11 protein-coding genes are annotated in these 18492 nt (G+C 63.7%); 3 read left to right on the forward strand and 8 right to left on the reverse strand.

Going from position 1 to position 18492, the window contains the following annotated elements:
- Nucleotides 1-9 precede the first annotated feature (9 nt).
- Genes mdtC through L085_RS10295 form a run of 3 tightly spaced genes read right to left on the reverse strand, consistent with a single transcriptional unit; the run spans nucleotide 10 to nucleotide 7459 of the window.
- The gene (mdtC, locus tag L085_RS10285; RefSeq protein WP_015378737.1) at nucleotides 10-3090 is read right to left on the reverse strand and encodes a multidrug efflux RND transporter permease subunit MdtC; all 3081 of its coding nucleotides are present in this window, start codon (nucleotides 3088-3090) and stop codon (nucleotides 10-12) included.
- Nucleotides 3087-6206 carry an MdtB/MuxB family multidrug efflux RND transporter permease subunit gene (locus L085_RS10290; RefSeq protein ID WP_044030683.1) on the reverse strand — a complete coding sequence of 1040 codons (3120 nt, stop codon included), beginning with the start codon at nucleotides 6204-6206 and terminating at the stop codon, nucleotides 3087-3089. Before L085_RS10290 ends, mdtC begins: the two co-directional genes overlap by 4 nt.
- Nucleotides 6206-7459 (reverse strand): MdtA/MuxA family multidrug efflux RND transporter periplasmic adaptor subunit, encoded by a 1254-nt coding sequence (locus L085_RS10295; RefSeq protein WP_044030684.1) that lies wholly within the window; start codon nucleotides 7457-7459, stop codon nucleotides 6206-6208. Before L085_RS10295 ends, L085_RS10290 begins: the two co-directional genes overlap by 1 nt.
- 269 nt (nucleotides 7460-7728) lie before the next feature.
- Between L085_RS10295 and L085_RS10300 the strand changes: the two genes are divergently transcribed.
- Both L085_RS10300 and L085_RS10305 read left to right on the forward strand, forming a co-directional pair.
- Nucleotides 7729-8682 (forward strand): aldo/keto reductase, encoded by a 954-nt coding sequence (locus tag L085_RS10300; protein ID WP_044030685.1) that lies wholly within the window; start codon nucleotides 7729-7731, stop codon nucleotides 8680-8682.
- A 61-nt stretch (nucleotides 8683-8743) separates the two neighbouring features.
- Nucleotides 8744-9361 (forward strand): pyridoxamine 5'-phosphate oxidase family protein, encoded by a 618-nt coding sequence (locus L085_RS10305; protein WP_004941582.1) that lies wholly within the window; start codon nucleotides 8744-8746, stop codon nucleotides 9359-9361.
- On the opposite strand, the gene L085_RS10310 is transcribed toward L085_RS10305, so the two are convergent.
- Nucleotides 9358-9924, reverse strand: a complete 567-nt coding sequence (locus L085_RS10310; protein WP_044030686.1) for a GNAT family N-acetyltransferase — start codon at nucleotides 9922-9924, stop codon at nucleotides 9358-9360. The genes L085_RS10305 and L085_RS10310 overlap by 4 nt on opposite strands.
- 49 nt (nucleotides 9925-9973) lie before the next feature.
- The gene (gene yegD, locus L085_RS10315) at nucleotides 9974-11326 is read right to left on the reverse strand and encodes a molecular chaperone (protein WP_033632391.1); all 1353 of its coding nucleotides are present in this window, start codon (nucleotides 11324-11326) and stop codon (nucleotides 9974-9976) included.
- A gap of 164 nt (nucleotides 11327-11490) precedes the next feature.
- Between yegD and alkA the strand changes: the two genes are divergently transcribed.
- On the forward strand, nucleotides 11491-12981 hold the full coding sequence (alkA, locus tag L085_RS10320; protein ID WP_044030687.1) for a DNA-3-methyladenine glycosylase 2: 1491 nt from the start codon (nucleotides 11491-11493) through the stop codon (nucleotides 12979-12981).
- A 6-nt stretch (nucleotides 12982-12987) separates the two neighbouring features.
- On the opposite strand, the gene L085_RS10325 is transcribed toward alkA, so the two are convergent.
- From L085_RS10325 to mgtE, 3 genes are all read right to left on the reverse strand, one after another.
- Complete coding sequence (locus L085_RS10325) at nucleotides 12988-13341, reverse strand: DNA-binding protein (protein WP_044030688.1); 354 nt, start codon at nucleotides 13339-13341, stop codon at nucleotides 12988-12990.
- Between the two features lie 195 nt (nucleotides 13342-13536).
- Entirely contained in the window at nucleotides 13537-16821 is a 3285-nt protein-coding gene (locus L085_RS10330; protein WP_226988588.1) for a diguanylate cyclase, read from the reverse strand.
- Nucleotides 16822-17051: 230 nt separating this feature from the next.
- A complete protein-coding gene (gene mgtE / locus L085_RS10335) occupies nucleotides 17052-18485 on the reverse strand; it encodes a magnesium transporter (protein WP_004941597.1) in 1434 nt (477 codons plus the stop codon).
- Nucleotides 18486-18492 lie beyond the last annotated feature (7 nt).

Here is an 18492-nt window from a genome sequence, read left to right on the forward strand (position 1 = left end):
GGTCGGCCATTAATGGGGCAGCGGGGCCAGTTGCTTGTTGCGGCGGAACTTCGCCTGCAGCCGGTCGAAGTAAAGGTAGACCACCGGGGTGGTGTACAGCGTCAGCAGTTGGCTCATCACCAGGCCGCCGGCGATGGTGATGCCGAGCGGCTGGCGCAGCTCCGCGCCGTCGCCGCGGGTCAGCACCAGCGGCAGCGCGCCGAACAACGCCGCCAGCGTGGTCATCATGATCGGCCGGAAACGCAGCAGGCTGGCCTGGAAAATCGCCTCGCGGGCGCTGATGCCGCCGTTGCGCTGCGCCTCGAGCGCGAAGTCGACCATCATGATGGCGTTTTTCTTCACGATGCCGATCAACAGCATGATGCCGATCAGCGCGATCAGACTGAACGGCGCGCCGAACAGCTCGAGCGCCAGCAGCGCCCCCACGCCGGCGGAAGGCAGCGTGGAAAGGATGGTCAGCGGATGGATATAGCTCTCGTACAGCACGCCGAGCACGATGTACACCGTGGCGATCGCCGCCAGGATCAGGATCAGCTGCGACTTCAGGGTGTCCTGGAACACCTGGGCGGTGCCGGCGAACGCGCCGCGCACCGTAGACGGCACGCCGAGCTGAGTCATGGTGCGCTCGACCGCCGCGGTGGCGTCCGACAGGCTGCCGCCGTCCGGCAGGTTAAAGGAGACGGTCGAGGCGGCGGACAGCCCCTGATGGTTGACCGACAGCGGCGCGTTGGCCGGCCGCCAACTGGCGAAGTAGGAGAGCGGTATCGCTTTGCCTTCGTTGTTGATGATGAACATTTTGTCCAGCGAACTCACGTCCTGGGTGTAGGGCGGCGCCACTTCCATCACGACTTTGTATTGGTTGAGCGGTTGGTAGATGGTCGAAATCTGTCGCTGGCCGAAGGCGTTGTTCAACAGGTTGTTGGCGTCGGACACCGAAATGCCGAGGCGCGCCATGGTCTCGCGATCGTAGACCAGATCCATCTCCGAGCCTTTATCCTGCTGATCCGAGTTGACGTCCGCCAGCTCGGGCAATGCGGCCAGTGCGGTGCGGATCTTCGGCTCCCATTCGCGCAGCGCGGCGAGATCGTCCGCCAGCAGCGTATATTGATAGCTGGCGTTGGCCTGCCGGCCGCCGACGCGGATATCCTGCACCGCCATCAGAAACAGGCTGGCGCCCGGTTCTTTGGCCAGGCGGGCGCGCAGGCGGGCGATCACTTTCTGCGCGTCGTCGCTGCGTACCGACAGCGGTTTCAGTGAGATGAACATCGAACCGCTGTTGGTGCGCGAACCGCCGGTAAAACCGGTGACGTTTTCCACGTCCGGATCTTCGCGCACGATTTTCATGAAGTCTTCCAGTTTGCCGCGCATCGCCTGGAACGAAATGCTTTGGTCGGCTTGGATAAAGCCCATCAGACGCCCGGTATCCTGTTCCGGGAAGAAGGTTTTCGGGATGCTGATATACAGCCAAACGTTGAGCGCAACGGTGGCGAGGAACACCGCCAGCACCCAGCGCGAGTGGCCAAGCACCCAGTTCAGCGAGCGCCCGTAGCCCTGCTGCAGCCCCAGCAGCATTTTACCGAAGCCGCGCGCCCGCCGCTGCGAACGCGGCGGCTGGTGGCGCAGCAGGTAGGCGCACATCATCGGCGTTAGCGTCAGCGAGACGATCAGCGACAGCCCGATCGACACCGACAGAGTGACGGCGAACTCGCGGAATAGCCGGCCGGGCAGGCCTTCCATCAGCAGCAGCGGGATAAACACCGCCACCAGCGAAACGCTCATCGACAGCACGGTGAAACCGACCTCCCGCGCGCCCAGCAGCGCGGCGTTGATCGGTTTCATGCCGGCCTCGACGTGGCGGGAAATGTTTTCCAGCACCACGATGGCGTCGTCCACCACAAAGCCGGTGGCGATGGTCAACGCCATCAGCGACAGGTTGTTGAGGCTGAACCCGCACAGATACATGGCGGCGAACGAGCCGATAAGCGACACCGGTACGGCGACCGCCGGGATCAGCGTGGCGCGCCCGGAGCGCAGGAAGATGAACACCACCAGGATCACCAGCCCGATGGCGATCGCCAGCGATTGTTCCACCTCGGCCAGCGACGCGCGGATGGTCGGCGAACGATCCTGTGCGACGTTGAGTTGAATCGAAGCCGGGATATTCTCCTGCAGGGCGGGCAGTTCGGCGCGAATGCGATCGACGGTTTCGATGATGTTGGCGTCCGGCGCGCGGCTGATGGCCAGAATGATCGCCGGTTTGGCGTCGGTCATCCCGGCGTTGCGCACGTCTTGCACCGAGTCTTTGACCTCGGCCACGTCGGCTAAACGCACCGCCGAGCCGTTGTTGTAATGAATGATCAGCGGACGATAAGCATCGGCGGTTTTCAGCGCGTCGTTGGCCTGGATCTGCCAGCGCTGCTGCGGGTTTTCCACGGCGCCCTGCGGGCGGCGCACGTTGGCGTTGGCGATGGCCTGCCGTACGGTGTCCAGCGACACGCCCTGATTGAACAGCGCCGAAGGGTTCAGCTCCACCCGCACCGCCGGCAGCGAGCTGCCGCCGACGGAAACGTCGCCGACGCCCTCGGTCTGGCTGATCTTCTGCGCCAGCTGGGTGGAGGCGAAATCGTAAAGCTGCCCCTGACTGTAGGTGTCCGAGGTCAGCGTCAGGATCATGATCGGCGCGTCGGATGGGTTGACCTTGCGGTAGCTGGGGCGGCTCGGCATGCCGGTCGGCAGCAGGCTTTGCGCGGCGTTAATCGCCGCCTGCACGTCGCGCGCGGCGCCGTTGATGTCGCGATCGAGATCGAACTGCAAAATGACCCGGGTACTGCCGAGCGAGCTCATCGAGGTCATTTCATTGACCCCGGCGATGCGGCCCAGCGCGCGCTCCAGCGGCGTCGCCACCGAGGACGCCATGGTTTCCGGCGAGGCGCCCGGCAGCGACGCGCTGATCGAAATCACCGGAAAATCCACCTGCGGCAGCGGCGACACCGGCAGCAGGCGAAAGCCGATCGCGCCGCTGATGGCGATGGCCAGCGTCAGCAGGGTAGTGGCCACCGGCCGGTGAATGAACAGGGCGAAGAATTTCACGGCAGCTCCTGCGTATCCGGCTGGCGATGCGTGTTGCGCGCCAGTTTGTCAAACAGCAGGTAGATCACCGGCGTGGTGAACAGCGTCAGGATCTGGCTCATGATCAAACCGCCGACCATACAGACGCCGAGCGGATGCCGCAGCTCCGCGCCGACGCCGGTGCTCAGCATCAGCGGCAGCGCGCCGAGCAGGGCTGCCAGCGTGGTCATCAGGATCGGCCTAAAACGCAGCAGGCAGGCCTGATAGATGGCGTCGCGCGGCGATAAGCCCTGCTCGCGTTCCGCCGCCAGCGCGAAGTCGATCATCATGATGGCGTTCTTCTTCACGATGCCGATCAGCAGGATGATGCCGATGATGGCGATCACGTCCAGCTCGCTGCCGGCCATCATCAGCGCGAGCAGCGCGCCGACCCCGGCGGTCGGCAGGGTGGAGAGGATGGTCACCGGGTGAATGAAACTTTCATACAGCACGCCCAGCACGATGTACATCGCCACTACCGCCGCCAAAATCAGCCACAGCGTGCTGCCGAGCGCCGCCTGGAAGGCCAGGGTCGCCCCCTGGAATTGGGTGGTGATGTCCCTTGGCATGTTGAGATTTTTTTCCGCCTGGGTGACCGCGTCCACCGCCTCGCCGAGCGAGTAGCCGTCGGCGACGTTGAACGAAACGGTGGCCGATGGGAACTGATCGAGATGGTTGACCGACAGCGGGCCGAAGCGCTCTTCGATTTTGGCGATGGCGCTCAGCGGCACTACGGCGCCGTCGTTGCCGCTCAGACGGATCTCATTGAGCGCCGTCAGCCCCGGTGTCGCGCTGACGTCGTGCTCCAGCACCACGCGGTATTGGTTGGCCTGGGTGTAGATGGTGGAGATCAGGCGCTGGCCGAACGCGTTGTACAGCGCATTGTCCACGTCGCTCATGGTGACGCCGAGGCGGGAGGCCGAATCGCGATCGACGTTGACGTAGGCCACCAGCCCCTGATCCTGCCAGTCGCTGGTGACGTCCGCCAGCTGCGGGGTTTGTTTCAGCTCATCCATCAGCTGCGGCACCCACAGGCTGAGATCGTCCAGCGACATCGCCTGCAGGGTGAACTGGTACTGGGTGCGGCTGACCTGGGTATCGATGGTCAGATCCTGCACCGGTTGCAGGTACAGCTTCACGCCGGGGAACTGCGCCGTTTGCTGCTGCAGGCGGCTGATGATCGCCGGAATGCGGTCGCTGCGTTCGCTCAGCGGCTTCAGGTTGATCTGCAGCCGGCCGCTGTTGAGCGTGGCGTTGCTGCCGTCGACGCCGACGAACGAGGTCAGGCTTTCCACCGCCGGATCCTTGAGGATCTGCGCCGCGACCTGCTGCTGGCGCTCGGCCATGTTGCTGAACGAAACGCTCTGCGGTGCCTCCAGCGTGCCCTGAATGATGCCGTTGTCCTGCACCGGGAAGAAGCCTTTCGGGATCAGCAGGTACAGCAACACCGTCAGCGCCAGGGTGCCCACGGCCACGCCGAGCGTCAGCCAGGGGTGGTTAAGCACCGTTTTCAGCCACTGGCCGTAGCGCGCGATCACGCGCTCGAAAAAGCGCTCGGAGGCGGCGGAGAAGCGGTTCTGCTTGCGCAGCGATTCGTGGCTGAGCATGCGGGCGCACATCATCGGCGTCAGCGTCAGCGATACCACGGCGGAGATCAAAATCGCCACCGCCAGCGTGACGGCGAACTCGCGGAACAGGCGGCCGACGATGTCGCCCATGAACAGCAACGGGATCAGCACCGCCACCAGCGAGAAGGTCAGCGAGATGATGGTGAAGCCGATCTCGCCGGCCCCTTTCAGCGCGGCGTCGAGCGGTTTTTCCCCTTTCTCGATGTAGCGCGAGATGTTCTCGATCACCACGATGGCGTCATCCACCACGAAACCGGTGGCGATGGTTAATGCCATCAGCGTCAGGTTGTTGATGGAAAAGCCGAGGAAATACATGGCGGCGAAGGTGCCGACCAGCGACAGCGGCACCGCCACGCTGGGGATAATGGTCGCCGGCACGTTGCGCAGGAACACGTAGATCACCATCACCACCAGCGCGATCGCCAGCAGCAGCTCGAACTGCACGTCGCTGACCGAGGCGCGGATGGTGGTGGTGCGATCTGTCAGCACCTTGACATCGACCGACTTGGGCAGGCTTTTAATCAGCGTCGGCAGCATTTCGCGGATGCTGTCGGCGGTGGTGATGACGTTGACGCCGGGCTGGCGCTGAATGTTCAGCACGATCGCCTGCTGCTGGTTGGCCCAGGCCGCCAGTCGGGTATTTTCCGCCCCTTGTTCGATGGTGGCGATATCCTGCAGGCGGATCGCCGCGCCGTTCTGATAGGCGACGATCAGCTGGCGATAGTCGTCGGCGGATTTCATTTGGTCGTTGGCGGACAGGGTGACCGAGCGGGTCGGGCCGTCCAGGCTGCCTTTCGCCGAGTTGACGTTGGCGTTGCTGATGGCGGCGCGGATGGTTTCGCTGTTCAGGCCATAGGCGGCGACCGCCGCGGCGTTTAATTTTACGCGCACCGCCGGGCGTTGGCCGCCGGCCAGGGTCACCAGGCCGACGCCGGTCACCTGAGAAATTTTTTGCGCCACGCGGGTTTCCACCATGTCTTCCACCTGCGTCATCGGCATGGCGGTGGAGGTCACGGCCAGCGTCAGGATCGGCGGATCGGCGGGGTTAACCTTGCTGTAAATCGGCGGGTAGGGCAGATCGTTCGGCAGCAGGTTGGTGGCGGCGTTGATCGCCGCCTGCACTTCCTGCTCCGCGACGTCGAGCGGCAGCGTCAGCTGGAATTGCAGTGTCACCACCGAGGCGCCGCCGGCGCTTTGCGACGCCATTTGCTTCAGGCCGGACATCTGGCCGAACTGGCGTTCCAGCGGCGCGGTAATGGCGGAGGTGACCACGTCCGGGCTGGCGCCGGGGTATAGCGTCACCACCTGGATGGTGGGGTAGTCCACTTCCGGCAACGCGGAAACCGGCAGCGCGCGATAGCCGATGATCCCCGCCAGCAGTATCGCCACCATCAGCAGCGTGGTGGCGACCGGGCGCAGAATAAACAGGCGGGATGGACCGCCGCCGGCGTTGGGAGGCATCACCTGCATCAGGACTTCCTCTGAACGTCAGGTTCGCGCTTGGCTTTTGACGTCGCAGGCGCGTCGCTCGGCGCGAGCACTTCCACCTGCATGCCTTCGGTCAGGCGATCGATGCCGTCGGTCACCACCCGATCGCCGGCGTTGAGGCCGGCGCTGATCACCACCTGCCGGCTGTCCTGCACGCCGGCGGTGACCCGATGTTTGCTGACCTTGTTGTCTTCGCTGAGCGTCCAGACGAAGTTGCCTTCGTTGCCCATCTGCAGCGCGGCGGTCGGGATCACCACCGCATCGTGCAGGGTATCCACCTGCAGCCGCGCGTTGACGAACTGGTTGGGGAACAGCGCGTCATCTTCGTTGGCGAAACGCGCTTTCAGCTTGATGGTGCCGGTGGCGGTATCAATTTGGTTGTCCAGGCTCAGCAGCGAACCGGTAGTCAGCTTGTTCTGGTTGGTGCGATCCCAGGCTTCGACGCTCACCGGCCCGGCTTTTTGCGCCTTGAGCAGATCGGCGATGTTGCCTTCGGGCAGCGTGAACACCACGTCGATCGGGTGCGTCTGCGTGATCACCACCAGACCGGTGGTGCTGCCGCTGGTGACGTAGTTGCCGACGTCGACCAGTTTCAACCCGACGCGGCCGTCGATTGGCGCAGTGATGCGGCTGTAGGTGATCTGCAGTTTGGCGCTGTCGACCGCGCCCTGATCGGCCTTGATGGCGCCTTCGGTTTGCTGCACCAGCGAGGCCTGCGTATCCAGCTCCTGACGGGAAACCAGATTGGTTTTCACCAACTGCTGATAGCGCGCCAGATCGCGCCGGGCGTTGGCCAGCGTGGCCTGATCTTTCGCCAACTGCCCCTGCGCCTGGGTCAGCTGCACCTGGAACGGCCGGGGATCGATCTCCGCCAGCAGATCGCCGGCTTTGACCTGCTGGCCTTCGGTAAAGTGGATCGCCATCAGCTGGCCATCGACCCGGCTGGTGACGGTCACGGTATTGGCGGCGGTGGCGGTGCCCAAGCCGGAAAGATAGCGCGGCACCGTCTGTTGCGTGGCCGTCGCGGCCTGTACCGGCGACATCGGCGCGCCGCGCCGCCCGCCCGCCGCGCGACCGGCCCCCGCTTTGCCGCCGGCCTGCTGCGCGCCCGGGGCCGTGCCGGCCGGCGGTTGAGCGGCGTTAAAATAACGCCAGGCGAAGACGGCGGCGATGACCAGGATGGCCGCAACCAGCAGGCGCGGCATCAGGGAACGGCGTTGGGGTTTTGCATTCATGGCGGCGAAAATTCTCTCCAAAAGGCAGGGGTGCGGGCACTCATTGCCACAAAAATGACACTCCTTACAGGATACTAGTTTAGCCAGCGGGGACGGCATAAAAATGAAGGAAATATGGAGGAACCGTCAGCATTGTCCTAATAAGTGGGTGATTTGAGCGTGCTATGTTTATAAGTGATTGGTTTCAGCTTATAGCCAATCCGTTTTAGCGTTCTATCCTGGTTGGCGCTAATAATTAACCCGCGAATCTTTTCCCACAGGAGCAGGTGATGAGCAACAGAGAATTGGGCCGTTCAGGCATTCAGGTGCCGGCGTTGACCTTTGGCGGCAATGTGTTCGGCTGGACGGCGGATCAAGCGACCTCGTTCAATCTGCTGGATGCGCTGGTGGACAATCAGCTCAACTTTATCGATACCGCCGACGTTTATTCCAGCTGGGCGCCGGGCAACCGGGGCGGCGAATCGGAAACCGTCATCGGCGAATGGCTGAAGAAGAGCGGCAAGCGCGACCAGGTGATCATCGCCACCAAGGTGGGCAAACCGATGGGCGAAGGCAAACAGGGGCTGTCGCCGCGCTATATTCAGCAGGCGGTGGAAGATTCGCTGCGGCGCCTGCAAACCGATTATATCGATCTCTACCAGTCGCACGACGATGACCGCGATACGCCGCTGGAAGAGACGCTGGCGGCGTTCGATGCGCTGATCAAGGCCGGCAAGGTGCGGGCGATCGGCGCCTCCAACTATCAGGCGGATCGCCTGGAAGAAGCGCTGCGGGTGAGCGAGAACAACGGATTGGCGCGCTACGAAACCCTGCAGCCGGAATACAATCTGTATGCGCGCGAAGGGTATGAAGCCGAGCTGGAAGGCGTGGCGCAGCGCCACGGGCTCGGGGTGATCAATTTCTTCGCGCTGGCCAGCGGTTTTCTGACCGGCAAATACCGCAGCAAAGCGGACGAGGGCAAAAGCCAGCGCGGCGATCGCATCGTCGAACGCTACCTGAACCCGCGCGGTTTCCGCATTCTGGCGGCGCTGGATCAGGTGGCGGGCAAACACGGCAGCTCTCCGGCGCAGGTCTCGCTGGCCTGGCTGATTGCGCGTCCGAGCATCACCGCGCCGATCGTCAGCGCCACCTCGTTGCCGCAGCTGGATGAGTTGGTCAGCGCCACCCGCCTGACGCTGGATGCGGACGACATTCAGACGCTGAACCACGCCAGCGCTGAGTAAGAGCCGCCGGCGATTTTGCTCTATGCTGAAGGGGTCAATATGACTTATTCAGGAAACTGCAATGTCTGGCGATATCATCAACGACCTCGCGGCGCTGGAACAGCTTTACGGCAAACCTGCCGCGCCCTCGGTTTTTAAAGAAGTCAGCTATATCCACCCGGCGTACCGTCCGTTTATCGAGGCGGCGCCGTTTGCCGCCCTCTCGACCGTCGGGCCGGACGGCATGGATGTCTCCCCGCGCGGCGATCCGGCCGGTTTTATCCAGATCGAAGACGAGAAAACCCTGCTGTTGCCGGACCGGCGCGGCAATAATCGCATCGATAGCCTGCGCAATATCCTGCACGATAACCGGGTGGCGCTGCTGTTGCTGATCCCCGGCATCGGCGAAACGCTGCGGATTAACGGGCGGGCGGAGATCGTGGTGGCGCCGGCGGTGTTGCAGCGCTTCGCCCACCGCAACCAGCTGCCGCGTTCGGTGCTGCGCATTCGGGTGGAGGCGGTGTTCTTCCAGTGCAGCCGGGCGATCTTGCGTTCGGGGTTGTGGGAAGAGGGCCGCCGCCTCGAACGTTCGGCGCTGCCCAGCCCCGGCCAAATCTTGGCCGCGGTGAGCCAAACGCGCTTCGACGGTGAGGAGTACGACAGCGCGCTGCCGCAGCGGCTGAAAGATACGCTGTATTAATCGCCGTGGCGTTCGCACCACGTTTGCCGGTTAAGCCGGTACAAGACGTGCTTTTGCAGCGGATGGCCCGCCGGCAGGCGCGGGTGCAGGAAGGTTTCACCGTCGAAGCGCATACCGATGCGCGTCATCACCCGGCGCGACGGCTGGTTATCTTCGGCGGTGAAGGACACCACTTCCGGCAGGTGCAGCGTGTCGAAGGCGCACGCCAGCGCGGCGCGCGCCGCCTCAGCGGCGTAGCCGTTGCCCCAGTGAGCCGCCGCCAGCCGCCAGCCAATCTCCACGCAGGGGGCGCAAGGCAGGTCGTCACCCGGCCGCGCCAGCCCGACAAAGCCGATAAAAGGCGCGCCGTCTTTCACTTCCACCGCCCACAGCCCCCAGCCGTGTTGTTGCATGAAGGCGCGGATGCGTTCGGCCTGCGCGCGGCTTTCCTCGGCCGTCATCGGCGCCGGGAAATAGCGCATCACCTGCGGATCGGCGTTAAGCGCGGCGAAGGCCGGCAGATCGTCGTCACGCCAAGGGCGCAGCCGCAGCCTGGCGCTGTCGAGGGTAAGCAAGGTGGACATGATAGGGCCTCCAATAAACAAAGGCGCGGCGAGCCGCGCCCTTGGGCGGTCAACGGAACAGCGTTTGCGCCCAGCGCGCCAGCCCGGCGGTGACCGAGCCGAAGTCGTTGCCGCCGACGATCGGAATGCCCGGCAGCTGCTGTTGCAGCGCGGCGCGCAGCAGCGGCGAACGCGCGCTGCCGCCGGTCAGGTAGATCACCTGCGGCGCGGTCTGGCTGCTGGCCAATGCGGCGCTGACCTGCTCCTGGATGCGCATCAATGGCTGCGAGATGGCGTCGGCGAGCTGATCCTGGCTGATGCTCTCCGCCAGATCGGCCTGCACGAAATTGAGCGGCGCGCTGATGGCCGTTTGGCCGGACAGGGCTATCTTACTCTCTTCGGCCGCCCGCACCAGTCGGTAGCTCAGGCGCTGCTGGTACACTTTCAGCAGGCGTTTCACCTTTTCCGGCTCCGCCGCGTCGAGGATCAGATCGCGCAGCACGCGGCCGTTGGCGGCGCTGTAGAAGTCGTTTTGCGCCGGCACGTCGTTGGTCGCCACCGCGTTCCAGTAAGGCAGCGCCGGCAGGGCGATGCCCTTCGCGGTTTCGCCGCCGAGGCCGAACAGCGGCATCAGCTGTTTGAAGGCCAGCATGATGTCCAGATCGTTACCGCCGACCCGGCAGCCGCTGTGGCCCAGCAGGCTCTGCTGGCGATCGGCGCGGTCGCGCCACTGCGGCCCCATCAGCAGCACCGAGCAGTCGGTGGTGCCGCCGCCGATGTCCACCACCAGCACGGTTTGCTCTTCGCTCAGCGTCGCCTCGAAGTCCAGCCCCGCCGCCACCGGCTCGAACTGGAATTCAATGTCCTTGAAACCGGCGCGTTCGGCGGCGCGCTGCAAAATGCCCTGCGCCTGCCGGTTGGCTTCGTCGCCACCGATGCCCTGGAAGTTGATCGGCCGGCCGATCACCGCCTGATCGATACCGGTCTGCAGCACATTTTCCGCCTGGCGTTTGATGTGGAACATCATGGCGCACACCAGGTCTTCGAACAGCGCGATCTGCTGCGGCTTCAGGCCGTTGGCGCCGAGGAAGGATTTCGGCGAGCGCACGAAGTACACCTCTTCCGGATCTTCCATGTAGTGCGCCAGCGCCTGCAGGCCGAACAGCACGCTGTCGCCGTTGACCGGAATGTCTTCTTCGCGGTTGTAACTGATGGCGCGGCGCAGCAACTGCTGGTTTTCTTCGCTGCCGGTCGGGATCTGCCAATGGCGGTGCAGGCATTCGCTCACCGCTTCGCGGGTCGGCGCGCACAGCATCGAAGGCAGATAGGGCGCGTTGTTTTCCAGCGTCAACAGCTCGGGGCCGTGGTCGCGCATCACTGCAACGGAACAGTTGGCGGTCCCGTAATCGAATCCAATAAACATCTCTTTTTTGTCCCCATGCCAATGAAGGGGGGCGACTTTACCCGAGACGAGGCCGGCGGGCAATGCGCCAATGCGCGAGTGTCGAAAAATTTAGCGGGCGCGGCGGCGGCGTGCTTAACTTAATGTCCGAATTCCGCACGTCAGCGCGCCAGCCGAGTCCCATAATGCAGAAAAAACCGAACCCGAGCGTTGCCATGAATACTCAACAGCAAGCGTTGTACGACGCGCTGCGCGCGCGTGACCGCAAATTCGACGGCCGTTTTTTCGTCGGCGTCTCTTCCACCGGCATCTATTGTCGTCCGGTGTGCAGCGCCCGCACGCCGAAGCTGGAAAACTGCACCTTTTATCCGAGCGCGGCGGCGGCCGAACTGGCGGGGTTTCGCCCCTGCCTCAAATGCCGACCGGAACTGGCGCCCGGCCTGGCGCTGATCGACCTGGGCAACCGCTATGCCCAAGTGGCGGTGCAGCTCATCGAGCAGGGATATCTGTCCGAACACAGCTGCGGAGCGCTGGCGGCGCGGCTGGGCATTTCCGATCGCCATCTGCGGCGCATCTTCGCCGAACAGTTTGGCGCCTCGCCGATCGATTACGCGCAGTCGCACCGGTTGCTGCAGGCCAAGCGCCTGCTGGCGGACACCGATCTGCCGCTCAGCGAGGTGGCGTTCGCCGCCGGATTCGGCAGCCTGCGGCGTTTCAATGAGCTGTTCAAGGCGCGTTACCGCCTGATCCCGTCGGCGCTGCGCAGCGGCGGCGCGCGCGGTGAACGGGCTACCGCCAGCGGGTTGGTGTTTCACCTGGGCTATCGGCCGCCCTATGACTGGGAGCGCATGCTGAATTTCTTGCAGGCGCGCGCCGTGCAGGGCGTGGAGCGGGTCGAGGGGCGCCGCTACCTGCGCTCGATCGCCGTCAGCCAGGGCGGCACGGAACATCGCGGCTGGCTTAGCGTGCAGCCGGAAGAGGCGCGCAATCGGGTTCGGGTCGAGGTAGCGCCGACGCTCAGTTTGGTAACGACGGAGGTGTTGCGCCGGGTGCGCTTGCTGTTTGATCTGGACGCCGCGCCGGATCGCATCAATGAGGCGCTGGGCTTGCTGGCGGCCGATGCGCCGGGGCTGCGCCTGCCGGGCTGCGTGAACAGTTTCGAGCAGGCGACGCGTGCGGTGCTGGGGCAGTTGGTCAGCGTGAAAATGGCGGCGACCTTTGCCGGGCGGATGGCCGAACGCTGGGGCGAAGTGCTGGCGACGCCGCATGAGGGCATCACTCACGTTTTCCCCACAGCAGAACGGGTGGCGCAGCTGCAGCCTGAAGAACTGCGCTCGCTCGGGGTGCAAGTGAAGCGCGCGGCGGCGCTGATCGAGATCGCCCGCGCGCTGGGCGAAGGGCGGCTGCAGCTCGACAACGTGCTGGATATCGAACAGGGCATCAAGGCGCTGACCGCGCTGCCGGGCATCGGCAGCTGGACCGCCAGCTATATCGCGATGCGCGCCTGGTCGTGGCCGGACGTGTTCCTGGCCGGCGACTACCTGATCAAACAGCGTTTCCCCGGCATGACGCCGCGCCAGATTGAACGCTACGCCGAGCGCTGGCGCCCGTGGCGCTCTTACGCCACGCTGCATCTGTGGCACAACGGCGGCTGGGCGCCGGAAGCGGAGAGTTGAACGCGGCTAGCGGGGAGACTCGATCAGCTGCAGCAGGCGGCTCATGCCTTCACGCATCAGGAACGCCAGCAGCTTTTCCCGTTCGGCCGGCGTCAGGTGATAGTAATACTCGATCCAGACCCGTACCGGATCCTGACGTTTGACGTCGTAATCCGGTTGGTCGGTTTCGCGCAACGCCGACAGGCTGCGCGCGCCGTACGGCAGACTGTCGATATGGTATTCCAGCGCTTTGCCCTGTACGCCGCTGCGGCGGCGACTGACCCAGCCTTCGCGCCGGGCCATCAAATTGACCCCTTGCGGGGTTGAGGGCAACCCCGCCTTACCCATCAGTTCCCTGGCGGAAAACCATTTCTTTTCCATAGTCCCTTGTCTCTGAGCCATCACCTGTCGAGGAAAATCAACGGATACGTCGATGTTCGCATGGGGATTTCATCTTACTTAATCGTTTAAGCTTCAGGTGTTATTTATATCACTAATCTTGTCTTGGTTAATATCATGTAACGAACGAGAAGCGAGGCGCCGCCCGGGAGACGGCGCCTGAGAGGGGGAAAGGGGTTAACGGATGCCGAAATAACCGTCGCTGAGCAACACCGCCAGCGGCTGCTCCAGCGCCACCTGGTCGCCGTCCGCCAGATCGACGCCGATGTCGCGCAGCGCCTGCAGCGTCACCGGCTGGTGAGCCGGTCCGGCGAAGGTCTGCGCTTTAATGCGATGCGCCGCGCCGTTGAGCATCGAGACCATCAGCTCGTCCATCTGGTTGCAGTGCACGTTGGTGATAAAGCGCTCATCGATGCGAATGATGTCGATCCTCTGGTCGCTGAGTTCATCGAACGCATTGATGTTATGCCCGAAGCCGTTGACTATCAGCCGGCAGCCCTGCTGCTGCAGTTCGCGGAGAAATGCCCGACACTGCGCGGCGTGTTCCAGTATCGCGGCCTCATCGACGCTGAACAGCAGCGCCTGCGGCGGCAGCGAGGAAGCGCGCACCGTTTCCGTCAGGTAGCGCTGGAAGTCGGCGCTCAGCAGGCTGTCGATGGCCAGCGGCAGCGCGAGCGACAGCCCTTTGCGTTTGATGTCGTCGGCATATTTCACCAGCAGTTGCGCCGCCGTCCAGCGGTCGATGTCCGGCATCAGGCCGTACAGCTGCGCGGCGGCGATGAACGCCTTGTGCGACAGCGGGCGCTCGTCCGGCGCCATCACCTGCAGCTTCACCTGGTGAAACGCGGCCGACAGCGGCGTCGCCGGCGGCGCGACCGCGTGAGTCAGCAGCCGCAGTTGCCCCTCGCTGATGATCGTCTGTACTTCCTGCAGGCTCAGCACCTCGTGCTGCCGCTCCAGCAGCTGTTTCTGCCGCGTTTCGTACAGATAAACCTGGCCGCGCCCCTGGTGCTTGGCGGTGTAGCAGGCGATATCGGCCTGCGCCAGCAGTTCGCTACTTTTGGCGTTGGCGCTGATGCGTGTGATGCCGGCGCTGGCGCCGACGCGGTAAATCTTCCCTTCCCAGTAGAACGGGTGCTGGCTGATTTGATTAACCACTTGCTGCACCAGCGATTTGGCCTGTTCCAGCCGGCAGTCGTACAGGATCAGACCGAACTCGTCGCCGCCCAAACGCGCCAGGCAGTCGCTGCCGCGCAGTTGGTGCCGCATCAGCTGGGCGATATCCCGCAGCAGGGCATCGCCCGCCGCATGGCCGGCGGTGTCGTTCACCGCCTTGAACCGATCCAGATCGAGGAACACCAGCGAATGCGGCGACGACGGTTCCCCGCCGGCGACGATCGCCGCTTTCAGCTGTTTCTCGAAGCGGGTGCGGTTCGGCAATCCGGTCAGCGCATCGTGCGAGGCGCTGTAGCTGAGTTTTTTCATCAGCTCGCGCGAGGCGGTGACGTCCTGCAGCACCATCACCGCGCCCATGGTTTCCCCGTCGAGGGTTTTCAGCGGTGAGACCGACTGCTGTACGTCGAAATAACGCCCGTCGCGGCTGTGCAGCACCAGCGCATAATCCGCCGGCCATTGCCGTGGGTATTGCGTGAGGTTTTCGATTTCCGGGCCGTCTTTGCCGTTGGTCAGGCGCACCACGCCGGCGACGGGCATACCGATCGCCAGGTCGAGCGGCCAGCCGCACATCTGTTCCGCCACCGGATTCATAAAGGTGATGCGCAGGTGGCTGTCGGTGGAGATCACCCCTTCGCCGATGGCGTCGAGGGTGATGTGCAGGCGCTCTTTCTCTTCGTGCAGCGCCTCGGCGAGGCTCTTGAGCTCGGTCATGTCGATATTGGTGCCGATCAGGCGCAGCGGCCGGCCCTGATCGTCGAGGATCACGTTGCCCTGGCCGCGGATGTGGCGCAGTTTGCCGCTGCGCGTAGTGATGCGAAATTCCATGACGAACGGTCGCGGCTGCGCCAGGATCTCGGCCAGCTCGCGATCGGTGCGCTCGCGATCTTCCGGCACCAGCAGGGTGCGCCACAACGCCAGCGTCGGCGTTTGGTCGGGGGGGAGATCGTAGAGTTCGAACATGCGCTGATCCCAGGTGAAGTTTTCCTGGCTCATCACCCATTCCCAGATGCCGACGCCGCCCACCTGGTTGGCCAGCGTGATGCGCTCCACCAACCGGTTGTTCTCCGCCTCGCTGCGCTTAAGGTCGCTGATGTCCTCCACCTGAGAGATGAAGTACAACGGCCGGCCTTCGCCGTCGCGCACCAGCGAGACCGCCAGCAGCGCCCAGACCGTCTGCCCGTCGCTACGGATATAACGCTTCTCCATGGTGTAGCTGCTGATATGGCCGTCGAGCAGTTCGTGCAGTTGGGTCAGGTCGGCGTTCAGATCGTCCGGGTGGGTGATCTCTTGAAAGGTCAGGCGATAAAGTCTTTCGGGCGGATAGCCGAGCAGCTTGCACAGCGCCTGATTGACCTGCAGCCATTTGCCCTCCGGCGACACCAGCGCCATGCCGATGGCGGAATACTCCAGCGCGCTGCGAAAGCGGCTTTCGCTCTCGACGATATGTTGCTTTTCCACCCGGAAGGTGTGCATCACCATCGCCATGGCGTGCGCCGGGATCAGGATCAGCAACATCGGCAGATAGAGGCCGAGTTCGCCCAGGAAAGTGTGCTGGGAAGACTGAAGGCGCAGCAGGCCCAGCGACAGCAGGACGGTGATCAGCAGGAGAGTGCAGAAACAGACGGTGAAGGTTTCGAAGCGCGACAGGGCGATAGCCGCCCACAGCAGCGGCAGGATGACGAAGGTAAAGGGGAAGGGCAGATGCGTCAGCGCCAGATAGCTGAAGGCCAGCGAGCCCATCAGGGTCAACAGCAGCGGATACGGATTCAGCCCGGCCAACAGACGGCGGTGATAGGTGAGCCCGAGCGGCGCCAGCGACAGCACCCCTATCGCTTCAGAGATGAACCAGGTGCCGAACGATTGCCAAAACGTCAGGTCCGGCGTGGGGGTCAGTCCGGCGGCCAGCAGCGCGCTGAACAACGGGGTAAAAATCACCGCGCAGACCACGAAGCGCAGCCAACAGCCCAGATCGCTCAGCGGATCGATCGCCGGCAGCGTGCGGCGCAGCAGCAGAGCGCACACTGCCGCTTCCAGCAGGTTGATGGCGGCCAGCTTGACCGGAATGGCGCTGAAGCCGAACAGCAGGAAGCTGGCGAGTACGATGCCTGTGCCGCTGGCCAGCAGCGGCAAACCCCAATGACGCGGAGGATGGCGATACAGCACGGCGATCGCGGCGGCGGTCGGGAACCACAGCGGCGTGAAGTGATGAGCCTCACTGGATAACGACAGGCTCAGCAAGGCGAGCAAAAATGTCGCCAGCGCCACGAACAGAGAATGTGTCAGCATAACGCCTTTGTGTGTGCCGAACGCGTTCGGCGCGCTGATATCCATAGACATCCTTACCGATGACCTCTGCCTGTGATTGGATTCATGACGTGGATGAATCAAGATGATTTATTGAAAAAGGGTAGTACAGCGCGGGAGGAAAACCTATCGGGAGGGCCGACTTTACTGCGTTAGCGCAAACCCGGCGACAGAATGACGAAAAAGCCGGCGCGGGGCCGGCTTTGAGCGTCTTACAGCAGGAACAGGGTGGCGAGGCCGAGGAAGATGAAAAAGCCGCCGGTATCGGTCAGCGCGGTGATGAGCACGCTGGAGCCGACCGCCGGATCGCGGCCCAGTTTGAGCATGGTCATCGGGATCACCACGCCCATCAGCGCCGCCAGCAGCAGATTGAGCAGCATCGCCAGCGTCATCACCCCGCCCATCGCCGCGTCGCCGTACAGCAGCCAGGTGATCACGCCCATGATGCCGCCCCACACCACGCCGTTGATGATGGCGACGCCTAGCTCTCTGAGCATCAGGCGCGAGATGTTGCCGACTTCGATCTGGTGCAGCGCCAGCGCGCGCACGATCATGGTGATGGTCTGGTTGCCGGTGTTGCCGCCGATGCCGGCGACGATCGGCATCAGCGCCGCCAGCGCCACCAGCTGGGAAATAGTGTGCTCGAACAGGCCGATCACCCGCGAGGCGATGAATGCGGTGCAGAGGTTGATCGCCAGCCAGGCCCAGCGGGTTTTAACCGCCTTGCTGACCGGGGCGAACACGTCTTCTTCCGGGCTTAAACCGCCCATGCGGCGCAGGTTGGTGTCGCTCTCTTCGTTGACGGCGTCGACGATCTCTTCGATGGTCAGGCGGCCCATCAGTTTGCCCTTGGCGTCAACCACCGGGGCGCTGATCAGGTCGTAACGTTCGAACGCGCCGGCCGCTTCATCGGCCTTGTCCTCAGGCTGGAAGGTGGCGGGATCGCTGTCCATCACTTCGCGTACCGGGATCTCCGGGTCGTTCAGCAGCACCGCGGTGAGCGGCAGTTCGCCCAGCAGGGTGTTTTTGCGATCGGTGACGAACAGTTTATCGGTGGCGTCGGGAATGGTTTTGCGCATGCGCAAAAAGCGGTGCACTGCGCCGAGCGTGACGTCCGGCCGCACCGTCACCAGTTCGAAATCCATCATCCAGCCGACGCTGTCTTTGGCGTACTGGCTCATCTCGCGCACCTGGGCGCGCTGTTCCGGCTCCAGCGAGGTCAGCAACCGGCCCATCAGGTTACGCGGCAGGTATTGCGCCAGGTAGGCCTGTTCGTCGACGTCCAGCGTTTTGATCGCTTTGAGCAGGTCTTTGTCGCTCATTTCTTCGATCAGGCTGTCCCAGACCGGTTCGGCGACTTCCACCAGCGTCTGGCCGCGCTTGCTGTTGCCCACCAGCCGCCACAGCGCCATACGTTCGTCCTGCGGCAGCGCCTCCAGCAGGTCCGCCAGGTCGGCGGCGTGCATGTCGTCCAGCAGGCCGGTGATTTCCGCCGTTTGGTTCAGCAGTTCGCTTTGGCTGAGGGCGTGTTCATCCCCTGGCCGGCCGAGAATGCCGTCGACCAATTCCTTATTGTTCAACAGCAGAGTGAGAATGCGCTGGCGGTGTTCAGCGACTTTTTTGACGTTATGGGTTGCGGCTGACATGGTGTTC

The organism is Serratia sp. FS14 (assembly GCF_000695995.1).
Classification (GTDB): domain Bacteria; phylum Pseudomonadota; class Gammaproteobacteria; order Enterobacterales; family Enterobacteriaceae; genus Serratia; species Serratia nematodiphila.

Excerpts from the sequence above, each read along its gene's own strand:
- L085_RS10290 (WP_044030683.1), bottom strand. The coding sequence starts at position 6,206 with ATGCAGGTGATGCCTCCCAACGCCGGCGGCGGTCCATCCCGCCTGTTT.
- L085_RS10295 (WP_044030684.1), bottom strand. The coding sequence starts at position 7,459 with ATGAATGCAAAACCCCAACGCCGTTCCCTGATGCCGCGCCTGCTGGTT.
- L085_RS10300 (WP_044030685.1), top strand. The coding sequence starts at position 7,729 with ATGAGCAACAGAGAATTGGGCCGTTCAGGCATTCAGGTGCCGGCGTTG.
- L085_RS10305 (WP_004941582.1), top strand. The coding sequence starts at position 8,744 with ATGTCTGGCGATATCATCAACGACCTCGCGGCGCTGGAACAGCTTTAC.
- L085_RS10310 (WP_044030686.1), bottom strand. The coding sequence starts at position 9,924 with ATGTCCACCTTGCTTACCCTCGACAGCGCCAGGCTGCGGCTGCGCCCT.
- yegD (WP_033632391.1), bottom strand. The coding sequence starts at position 11,326 with ATGTTTATTGGATTCGATTACGGGACCGCCAACTGTTCCGTTGCAGTG.
- alkA (WP_044030687.1), top strand. The coding sequence starts at position 11,491 with ATGCAGAAAAAACCGAACCCGAGCGTTGCCATGAATACTCAACAGCAA.
- L085_RS10325 (WP_044030688.1), bottom strand. The coding sequence starts at position 13,341 with ATGGAAAAGAAATGGTTTTCCGCCAGGGAACTGATGGGTAAGGCGGGG.
- L085_RS10330 (WP_226988588.1), bottom strand. The coding sequence starts at position 16,821 with ATGCTGACACATTCTCTGTTCGTGGCGCTGGCGACATTTTTGCTCGCC.
- mgtE (WP_004941597.1), bottom strand. The coding sequence starts at position 18,485 with ATGTCAGCCGCAACCCATAACGTCAAAAAAGTCGCTGAACACCGCCAG.